The organism is Streptomyces sp. NRRL B-3229 (assembly GCF_000719505.1).
Lineage (GTDB): Bacteria > Actinomycetota > Actinomycetes > Streptomycetales > Streptomycetaceae > Streptomyces > Streptomyces griseorubiginosus.
The window spans coordinates 343,497-353,313 of sequence record NZ_JOGP01000006.1 but is presented as its reverse complement, the minus strand read 5'-3'; the positions used below and the strand labels follow the sequence as shown (position 1 = coordinate 353,313).

Genomic DNA, 9,817 nt, shown 5'->3' with positions numbered 1-9,817 from the left:
CCCCCACCCCCGAAACACCCCCGAGCACCCCACTGGAGGCCCGCAGTGAACGACGCTCTCGACGTCGCCCTGCGACTCCTGATCGTCTTCGTCGTCTTCCTCACCTTCCCCTTGATCATCGGCCAGACCGAGCACAAGGTGATGGCCCACATGCAGGGCCGCCTTGGCCCCATGTACGCCGGCGGCTTCCACGGCTGGGCACAACTCGTCGCGGACGGCGTCAAGTTCGCCCAGAAGGAAGACGTCGTCCCGGCGGGCGCGGACCGCCGCATCTTCCAACTCGCCCCCGCCGTCGCCCTCCTGCCCTACCTCCTCGTCCTCCTCGCCATCCCGATCGGCCCCGGCGAGGGCGCCGTCGGCGAGGTCGTCGACGCGGGCGTCTTCTTCGTGCTCGCCGTGATGGGTGTGGGCGTCCTCGGTTCCCTCATGGCCGGCTGGGCCTCCGCCAACAAGTTCTCCCTCCTCGGCGGCCTCCGCACCGCCGCCCAGCTCCTCGCCTACGAACTCCCGATGCTGCTCACCGCCGCCTCCGTGGCGATGGCCGCCGGGACCGTCTCCCTTCCCGGCATCCTCGACGCCTTCGAGTGGTGGTGGCTGCCCTGGCAGATCGTCGGCGCGGTCGTCTTCTTCATCGCCGGCCTCGCCGAACTCCAGCGCCCTCCCTTCGACATGCCCGTCGCCGACTCGGAGATCATCTTCGGTGCCTACACCGAGTACACCGGCCTCCGCTTCGCCCTGTTCCTCCTCGCCGAGTACGCCGGAATCGTCGTCCTGTGCGGCCTCACCACCGTCCTCTTCCTGGGCGGCTGGCACGGCCCCTGGGGCGCCGACGGCCTCGGCTGGGTCTGGACCCTCCTCAAGACAGCCCTGCTCGCCTTCCTCGTCATCTGGCTTCGCGTGACCTACCCCCGCCTGCGCGAGGACCAGCTCCAGAAGCTCTCCTGGACCCTCCTCGTCCCCCTCTCCCTCGCCCAGATCGCCCTCACCGGCATCGTCAAGGTGGTGATCCAGTAGCCATGGCCCCGATTCCTGGCAGCGGCCTCGCCAAGGGCCTGGCCGTCACCCTGCGCACGATGACGAAGAAGACCGTCACCGAGCAGTACCCCGACACCCAGCCAGACCTCCCGCCCCGCACTCGCGGAGTGATCGGCCTGTTCGAGGAGAACTGCACGGTCTGCATGCTGTGCGCGCGTGAGTGCCCCGACTGGTGCATCTACATCGACTCCCACAAGGAGACGGTCCCCGCCGCGACTCCCGGTGGCCGCGAACGCAGCCGGAACGTCCTCGACCGTTTCGCCATCGACTTCTCCCTCTGCATGTACTGCGGTATCTGCATCGAGGTGTGTCCTTTCGACGCCCTGTTCTGGTCCCCCGAGTTCGAGTACGCCGAGACCGACATCCGCGACCTCACCCACGAGCGGGACAAGCTCCGCGAGTGGATGTGGACCGTCCCGGCCCCACCCGCCCTCGACCCCGGCGCGGAGGAACCGAAGGAGATCGCCGCCGCCCGCAAGACCGCCGAAAAACTGGCCACGACCCAGCCCGAGCCTGCGGACCCGACCGGATCCAACGCCGAGCCGAAGGACTCAGCTGGGCCCAAGTCCGGCCCGATGGACCCAGCTGGGCCAAAACCCGGACCGACGGACCCAGCCGGATCGACGGACCCAGCCGGACCGACGGACCCAGTCGGACCGACGGGCCAAGCCGGATCGAAGCCTGAGCCCGCCGAGCCGCGCCCCCGGCCGACCGAGCCGCCGACCCAGCCGCCCGCCGGGCCGACCGCCCCTGAGGGAGACGCCCCGTGACCCTCGCCTCAGCCACCGCGACGGCGGCGCACCCCACGCTCACCACAGTCGCCGCCGCATCCCACGGCTTCCTCTCCCCGACCGGCGTCGAGGTCGCCTTCCTGCTCGTCGGCCTGGTCACCTTCGGCGCCGCGCTCGTCACCGTCACCACCAAGCAGCTGGTGCACGCGGCCCTGTGGCTGGTGGTGGCCCTCGGCGGTCTCGCCGTCGAATACCTCCTGCTCACCGCCGAGTTCATCGCCTGGGTCCAGGTCCTCATCTACGTCGGTTCCGTAGTCGTCCTCCTTCTGTTCGGTCTGATGCTCACCAGGGCCCCCATCGGCCGTTCTCCGGATGCCGACTCCGGCAACCGCTGGGCCGCCCTCGTGGTGGCCGTCGCCGCGGCCACGGCTCTGGTCTGGGTGGTCGCCGACGCCTTCCGCACCACCTGGATCGACCTGGACGGCCCCGCCGCCGGCTCCACCGAGGTCACCGGCGCCAGCCTCTTCCAGAACTGGGTCCTCCCCTTCGAGGCCCTCTCCGTCCTGCTCCTCGCGGCCCTGGTCGGCGCGATCGTCCTGTCCCGCAAGGCGAAGGCGGAGTCGAGCTCTCCTCCTCTGAACTCCCGAGCCGCGACCGGTAGTTCCCCATCCGCTCCGAATTCCCGTAATCACCCGATCGGGCGAAATGGGCGATCGGAGGCAACCCGATCGGCGGCGGGAACCGAGCCGACGGCCAGGGGAGCCGAGCCGACGGCCAGGGGAGCAGCGTCGACGACCAAGGAAACCGGGCCGGCCGAAGCAACCAACCCGGCCGAGGAAACCAACCCGGCCCGGCAGGAAGGCGCCCGCTGATGCACCTCGCCTATCCCGCCGTACTCGCCGCCCTCCTCTTCTGCACCGGCCTCTACGGAGTCCTCGCCCGCCGCAACGCGATCCTCGTCCTGATGTCGGTCGAGCTGATGCTCAACGCCGTCAACCTGAACCTGGTCGCCTTCGACGTCTGGCTCAGCAAGGCCGCCGAGGAGACCCTGCACTCCGGTCAGGCCCTGACTCTGTTCACCATCGCCATCGCCGCAGCCGAGATCGGCATCGGCCTCGCGATCGTCCTCGCCGTCCACCGCAACCGCGGCACCGCCGACATCGACAAGCTCCGCGACACCGCCGAGGGCCACGGCCCCGACGACACCGACGACGACGCCCCCACGGCCGAGACGGCCGCGGAGACCGGGCGGACCGGGAAGGCTGAGGCCACCGCGTGACCACGACCACCCTCGCCGTCCTCGTCCCCCTCCTTCCGTTCCTGGGTGCCGCGGCCGGCCTGCTCCTGGGCCGCACCGCCCCCGGCTTCGTGCGCCCCCTCGCTGTCGTCCCGACGCTGGCCGCCCTCGCGCTGGCGGCGGTGGTCGCCGTACGCCAGGGCGGGGACCAGGCGGTGAACGCGGCCACCGAACTCACCCCGACCGGCTCGGTCCCGATCGAACTCGCCCTGTACATCGACGGCTTCGCCGCCCTCGTCGCCGTCCTGGTGGCCTTCGTCGCCACCTGCGTGCAGATCTACTCGACGGGCTATCTGCGCGACGACCCGCGCTACCCCTCGTACGCCGCTCTCGTCTCCCTGTTCACCTCCGCGATGCTGCTCGTCGTCTACTCCGGCGACCTGATCGTGCTGCTGGTCGGCTGGGAGGTCATGGGCATCTGCTCGTACTTCCTCGTCGGCCACTACTGGGAGACCCCCGAGGCCCGCGCCGCCTCCCTCAAGGCCTTTCTGGTGACCAAGCTCGGCGACGTCCCCTTCCTGATCGGCCTGTTCGCGCTGGCCACCGACGCCGGGTCCTTCCGGATCACGAAGGTCCTCGACGCCGTCGCGCACGGCGGACTCGACCACCCGACCCTGATCGCCCTGCTCCTCCTGGCGGGCGTGGCGGGCAAGTCGGCGCAGTTCCCGCTGCACACCTGGCTTCCCGACGCGATGGCGGGCCCCACGCCCGTCTCCGCGCTCATCCACGCCGCCACGATGGTCGCCGCCGGTGTCTACTTCATCGCCCGTCTTCTTCCGGTCTTCGAGGCCTCCCGGGCCGCGATGGTGGTCCTCGCCGTCATGGCCGCCGTGACGATGCTCGGCTCCGGTCTCGCCGCGCTCGCCCAGGACGACATCAAGCGCGTCCTCGCCTATTCGACGATCGGTCAGCTCGGCTACATGACCGGCGCCCTCGCCGTCGGCGACCGCGGCGCCGCCGTCTTCCACCTCCTGTCCCACGGCGCCTTCAAGGCGCTCCTGTTCCTCGCGGCGGGCGTGATCATCCACGCGGCCGGCACCAACTCACTGGCCGCCATGTCCCGCATGAAGGACCTGCGCCTCCGCATTCCCGACGCCTTCTGGACGATGACCGTGGCGCTCCTCGCGCTCGCCGCGATCCCGCCCTTCAGCGGCTTCTTCTCCAAGGAGTCCGTCCTCGGCGCCGCCGAGCACGTCGCCACCGGCCACACCGAGCACGTCCCCGGCGCCGCCGGCTGGATCACCCTGGTCGCCGGCCTGATCACAGCCCTGCTCACCGCGGCGTACGCGACCCGCCTGTGGCTGCTGGCCTTCCACGGGCGAGGCGCCGAAGCGCCCGACCACGGCCGCCAGCCGCTGACGATGAACGTGGTGCTGTGGGTTCTCGCAGTCCCCTCCCTCGCCCTCGGCGCCTTCGCCTACCGCGTGCTGCCCGACTGGTTCGACGGACGCGACCTCACCCCGACCCTCACCACCTCCGTCCTCGGCACGGGCGTGGCCCTGATCGGCGGCCTGGTCACCTACGCCGCCTGGCGCCACACCAGCGCGGTCGCGGCCCGCGTCCCGCTGGGTGCGGTCGCCGCCCACCCCGAGGGCGACGCCGGACTGGTCGAGGCCGAGGCCATCGCCACGCACGAGCCCGCCTACGGGGACGTGGCCTACGCGTCCGACCCCGCCGACCCCGGACGGCTGCTGCTGGGGCCCCTGCACCGCCACGCGGCCGTCGGCTTCCACCTGGACGCCCTCTACACGGCCGTCCTCGTCCGCCCCGTCCAGGCCGGAGCCACCCTTGTGCGGTTCCTGGACCGGGAGGTCGTCGAGACGTACGTGCGCGGCGCGGGCGCGTTGCCCCGCTGGCTCGGCGTCGCCGTTCGGCGAGCCCAGACCGGCAATCTCCAGACCTATGTGAGCGCGCTGCTCGCCGGCACCGTCGTCCTCGCGGTCGCCGTCGTCCTCGTCGCCACGGGAGCGTGAGCAGGCGTGATCGATATCAACGAGTCCGTGATGCAGTTCCTTCTGGCATTGATCGTGGCCGGTCCGCTCCTCGGCGCCGTCACGGCCCTGCTGCCCGCCCCGCCCGGACTGAAGGGGAAGTCGCCCGAGCAGGCGGTGCTGCGGCACGGCGTCACGGTCACCGGCGTGATCCTCATCGCCGCGATCGTCCTCGCGCTCGGCTTCGACCACGACCATCCGTCGAAGATGCAGGCCACGACCGACATCGGCTGGATCCCTGCTCTCGACGTGCGCATCCACCTCGGCATCGACGGCATCTCCCTCCCCCTTCTGGTCCTGACCGCGCTGCTGACCTTCCTCTGCGCGCTCTACTCCTACTTCAAGCAGCAACATCAGCCGCTGACGCGGCGGGCTTCGGGGCCGACCCCGAAGGCCTTCGTCGCGCTGCTGCTCGTCCTCGAGTCCGGCACCCTCGCAACCTTCGCCGTCCTCGATCTGCTGCTGTTCTTCCTCGCGTTCGAGACGGTGCTCATCCCGATGTACTTCCTCATCGCCCGCTGGGGCGGCGCGGAACGCCAGGCCGCCGCCTGGCGCTTCATCCTGTACACCCTGCTCGGTTCGGTCGTCATGCTGCTCGGCCTGCTCCTGATCGGGATCAGGGCGGGCACATTCGACATGGTGGCACTCGCCACTGACAACGGCCGGTCACTGACCACATCCGTGCAGGTCATCGCCGTTCTGGCGATCGGAATCGGGCTCGCGGTCAAGACCCCGATGTGGCCGTTGCACAGCTGGCTGCCCGACGCCCACACCGCCGCCCCCACCGTCGGCTCGGTCCTGCTGGCCGGTGTCCTGCTGAAGATGGGTACGTACGGGTTCGTCCGCATTCTGCTGCCGGTCGCACCCGACGGCTTCCGCGAGTTCGCGCCGTACCTCGCCGCGTTCGCCGTGGTGGGGATCATCTACGGGTCCCTGGCCTGCCTCGCCCTCGCCAAGAGAGGAGCGAAGGGCGACCTCAAGCGCCTCATCGCCTACTCCTCCGTCGGCCACATGGGCTTCGTCCTCCTCGGCATCGCCACCATGACCCCGACCGGCGTGAACGGCGCCCTGTTCGCCAACATCGCCCACGGCCTCATCACCGGACTCCTGTTCTTCCTGGTCGGCGCGCTGAAGGACCGTACGGGCACCACCGATCTCGACACCCTCGCCGAGGACACCGGCGCCGCCCTGTACGGCAAGGCCCCCCGTCTCGGCGGCCTGCTGGCCTTCGGAGCGGTCGCCTCGCTGGGGCTCCCCGGGCTCGCCGGGTTCTGGGGCGAGATGCTGGCCCTGTTCGGCGCGTTCAAGCCCGCCGACGACCTCAGCCGCCCCGCCTTCCTCACCTTCATGGCGATCGGCGCGTTCGGCACCCTCCTGACGGCCGCGTACATGCTCGTCGTGGTCCGCCGCGTCTGCATGGGCGCCGTACCCCAGGACGCCCCGCAGCTCGCCGACGTCCACACGTACGAGTTCGCCGCATGGACGCCACTCGTCGCCCTCACCGTCGTAGCGGGCCTGTGGCCGAAGGCCCTCCTGGGCCTGACCGACCCGGCCGTGCAGCAGCTCCTCGCAGGAGGCAAACGATGAGCACCCTGGCCGCCGTGGCCCAGCCATTGGCATCCACGGCCGAGTCGCCGGCCGCGATGGCCGCGAACCTCGTCCAGTCCGTCGACTGGCTCGCCATCGCACCCCCCACCCTCGCTGCCGTCGTCGGGCTTGTCGTCCTGGTCGCCGACCTGTTCGTGGGCGACCAGAAGAAGGCGCTGCTCGGCTGGCTGTCGGTGGCGGGCCTCGCCGCCGCCGCGCTCCTGCTGCTGCCCCTCCTGGACGCTGACCGCAGCACCTTCTGCCTGACCGGCGACACACGCGTGTGCAGCTACACGGTGGACCGGTTCACACTCGTCATCCAGTTCCTCGTCCTCGGCGGCGCCCTTCTGGCGGCCCTCCTGTCGGTCACCACCCTCAAGGACGCCGACAAGCAGCTCCCCGAAGGGGAGTACTGGTTCCTGCTGCTCTCCTCCGCGGCCGGCGCCGCCCTCCTGCCCGCCTCCCGCGACCTGGCCACCCTGATCGTCGCCCTGGAGGTCGCCTCCCTGCCCGCCTTCGCGCTCGTAGGCATCCGGCACGGCGACAGCAAATCGTCCGAAGCGGCCCTGAAGTTCTTCCTGTCCTCGGTCACCGCGACCGCGGTCAGCCTCATGGGCATCAGCTTCGTGTACGCCTCGACGGGCACCCTGTACCTCACTCAGGTCGCCGACCGCATCCAGCATGTCGACGGACAGCTCCACACCCTCGCTCAGACCGGCGTCGTCCTCACCCTCGTCGGCTTCGCCTTCAAGACGGCCGCGGTGCCCTTCCACTTCTGGGTGCCCGACACGTACGTGGGCGCGCCCCTCCCGATCGCCGCCTACTTGTCGGTCGTCGGCAAGGCGGTCGGTTTCTCCGGCCTGATCCTCATCACCGTCGTGGCCCTGCCGTCGTACGCCGACGTCTGGGGCCCTGCACTCGCCGCGCTGGCCGCCCTCACCATGACCGTCGGCAATCTGGGCGCATTGCGGCAGCAGGCCACGCGCGCGTACAGCGCGGTACGACTGCTCGCCTGGTCCTCGGTCGGCCAGGCCGGCTACCTCCTCGTCCCGATCGCCGCGGCCGCGTACTCCGACGATGCCGAGCGGTCCGTGGGCTCCACCGTCGCCTACGCCCTCATGTACGCCGCCGTGAACCTCGGCGCCTTCGCGGTGGCCGCGCTGGTGGGCCGTACGAGGACCGCGAACCGCCTCTCCGACTACCGCGGCCTCTACGCGTCCAACCCCCTCGCTGCCCTCCTCCTGGCGTTCTTCCTGCTCTGCCTTGCCGGGTTGCCACCGGGGATCATCGGCCTGTTCGCCAAGGTCACCGTCTTCTCGGCGGCCGTGGACGCGGGACTCGGCTGGCTCGCCGTGGTCATGGCCGTCAACGTCGTGATCGCGCTGTTCTACTACCTCCAGTGGACGACCCAGCTGTTCCGGGCCCCCGAGGGCGCACCGGCCGCGCACCGCGTTCCCGCCCCCCTGACCGCAGCGCTCGCCCTGACCGGCGTCCTCGGTCTCGCCCTCTCCGGCGCACCCCAATTGGTGCTGCGCTTCACCGACACCGGCCTCTTCTGAAGCCACCGGCACAGAAGCGAGCCGTCGCCCTCCCGGAACCCGAACCCCGACCTGTCTCCCGACCCGTCACCCGGACGGCCCACCTGGGCCTCCACGCCCACCAGGGAACTCGTGGCCTCCGCCTGGCGTTGAGGAGAACGGAAGGGTCCACTGGACGTGACACCACGGACCAGTGGCTCGGAAGACATCGGAGACCAGTAAGCAAAGGTTCCTCTGCGGCACCACTTGGAGGGCGCACCGTGCACCGCCGGCACAACGGGCTCAGGACCGCAGTCCTCCTCGGGGGGCTGTCCGCACTCATCATCGTCATCGGCAGCTTCTTCGGCCGCATGGGGCTGATCGTGGCGGTCCTGATCGCGCTGGGCACCAACGCGTACGCGTACTGGAACAGCGACAAGCTGGCTCTACGCGCGATGCGCGCTCGTCCGGTGAGCGAGTTCGAGGCGCCGGCCCTGTACCGCATGGTCCGCGACCTCTCCACCCAGGCCCGCCAGCCCATGCCGCGCCTGTACATCTCGCCGACGGAGGCACCCAACGCCTTCGCGACCGGCCGCAACCCGCGCAACGCCGCGGTGTGCTGCACCGACGGCATTCTGCGGATCCTGGACGAGCGCGAACTGCGCGGTGTCATCGGCCATGAGCTCAGCCATGTCTACAACCGCGACATCCTGATCTCGTCGGTCGCCGGCGCGCTCGCCTCCGTGATCATGTTCCTGGTCAACTTCGCCTGGCTGATCCCGGTCGGCCGTTCCGACGACGACGACGGCCCGGGCCTGCTCGGCATGTTGCTGATCATGATTCTCGGGCCGCTGGCGGCCAGCCTCATCCAGCTGGCGATCAGCCGCTCCAGGGAGTACGAGGCGGACGCCTCCGGAGTCCAGCTCACCGGCGACCCCCTCGCGCTCGCCAGCGCCCTGCGCAAGCTCGAAATGGGCACCCAGCAGCTGCCGTTGCCCCCGGAACCACGCATCGAGACCGCGAGTCACATGATGATCGCGAACCCCTTCCGCCCTGGCCAGGGACTGTCCAAGATGTTCTCGACGCACCCGCCGATGGCGGAGCGCATCGCCCGGCTCGAGAAGATGGCAGGTCGCCCCCAGTGAAAACCATCCTGAACGTCATCTGGCTCATCCTGAGCGGCTTCTGGCTCTTCCTCGGATACCTGGCCGCGGGTGTGCTGCTCTGCATCACGATCATCGGCATCCCGTTCGGGGTGGCCGCCTTCCGTATCGGCGTCTACGCCCTGTGGCCCTTCGGGTACACCACGATCGAGCGCCGGGACGCGGGCGCGCCCTCCTGCCTGGGCAACGTCCTGTGGCTGGTCCTCGCGGGCTGGTGGCTCGCCCTGGGCCACATCGCCACCGGACTCGTCCTCTGCCTGACGATCATCGGAATCCCGTTCGGCATCGCCAACTTCAAGCTGATCCCCGTGTCCCTCTTCCCTCTGGGCCGGGAGATCGTCCCCACGGACGTACCGTTCGCGGCCCGCTGACGGGCGGGCCGGGGGAGTAGGGGCACCGAAGTACGTCCTGCTGTCGTACGACCGCCAGGCCGAGTCGGACCGGTAGTTGTCCACAGGTCGATGGTTGTCCACAGGCCCGCCCGACTGTCGGTGCC

At 70.2% G+C, this 9,817-nt stretch carries 9 protein-coding genes; all 9 read left to right on the top strand.

The annotated features are described in order from the left end of the window. The first annotated feature begins 45 nt into the window (after window positions 1-45). The gene (locus IF54_RS0111900) at window positions 46-1,014 is read left to right on the top strand and encodes a complex I subunit 1/NuoH family protein (protein ID WP_030317380.1); all 969 of its coding nucleotides are present in this window, start codon (window positions 46-48) and stop codon (window positions 1,012-1,014) included. A gap of 2 nt (window positions 1,015-1,016) precedes the next feature. Beyond that, on the top strand, window positions 1,017-1,805 hold the full coding sequence (locus IF54_RS39555) for a NuoI/complex I 23 kDa subunit family protein (protein ID WP_078851940.1): 789 nt from the start codon (window positions 1,017-1,019) through the stop codon (window positions 1,803-1,805). Beyond that, window positions 1,802-2,638: an NADH-quinone oxidoreductase subunit J gene (locus IF54_RS0111890; protein WP_051735409.1), complete on the top strand. Its 837-nt coding sequence runs from the start codon at window positions 1,802-1,804 to the stop codon at window positions 2,636-2,638. The genes IF54_RS39555 and IF54_RS0111890 overlap by 4 nt, the downstream gene beginning before the upstream one ends. Beyond that, window positions 2,638-3,045 carry an NADH-quinone oxidoreductase subunit NuoK gene (gene nuoK, locus IF54_RS0111885; RefSeq protein WP_030317377.1) on the top strand — a complete coding sequence of 136 codons (408 nt, stop codon included), beginning with the start codon at window positions 2,638-2,640 and terminating at the stop codon, window positions 3,043-3,045. Before IF54_RS0111890 ends, nuoK begins: the two co-directional genes overlap by 1 nt. Next, a complete protein-coding gene (locus tag IF54_RS0111880) occupies window positions 3,042-5,036 on the top strand; it encodes an NADH-quinone oxidoreductase subunit L (protein WP_030317376.1) in 1,995 nt (664 codons plus the stop codon). Before nuoK ends, IF54_RS0111880 begins: the two co-directional genes overlap by 4 nt. Before the next feature lie 6 nt (window positions 5,037-5,042). Further along, the gene (locus tag IF54_RS0111875; RefSeq protein WP_030317375.1) at window positions 5,043-6,641 is read left to right on the top strand and encodes an NADH-quinone oxidoreductase subunit M; all 1,599 of its coding nucleotides are present in this window, start codon (window positions 5,043-5,045) and stop codon (window positions 6,639-6,641) included. Continuing rightward, complete coding sequence (locus tag IF54_RS0111870; protein ID WP_030317374.1) at window positions 6,638-8,200, top strand: NADH-quinone oxidoreductase subunit N; 1,563 nt, start codon at window positions 6,638-6,640, stop codon at window positions 8,198-8,200. The genes IF54_RS0111875 and IF54_RS0111870 overlap by 4 nt, the downstream gene beginning before the upstream one ends. A 239-nt stretch (window positions 8,201-8,439) precedes the next feature. Further along, window positions 8,440-9,303 (top strand): zinc metalloprotease HtpX, encoded by an 864-nt coding sequence (gene htpX / locus IF54_RS0111865; RefSeq protein WP_030317373.1) that lies wholly within the window; start codon window positions 8,440-8,442, stop codon window positions 9,301-9,303. Further along, the gene (locus tag IF54_RS0111860) at window positions 9,300-9,692 is read left to right on the top strand and encodes a YccF domain-containing protein (RefSeq protein WP_030317372.1); all 393 of its coding nucleotides are present in this window, start codon (window positions 9,300-9,302) and stop codon (window positions 9,690-9,692) included. Before htpX ends, IF54_RS0111860 begins: the two co-directional genes overlap by 4 nt. The last annotated feature ends 125 nt before the right edge of the window (window positions 9,693-9,817 follow it).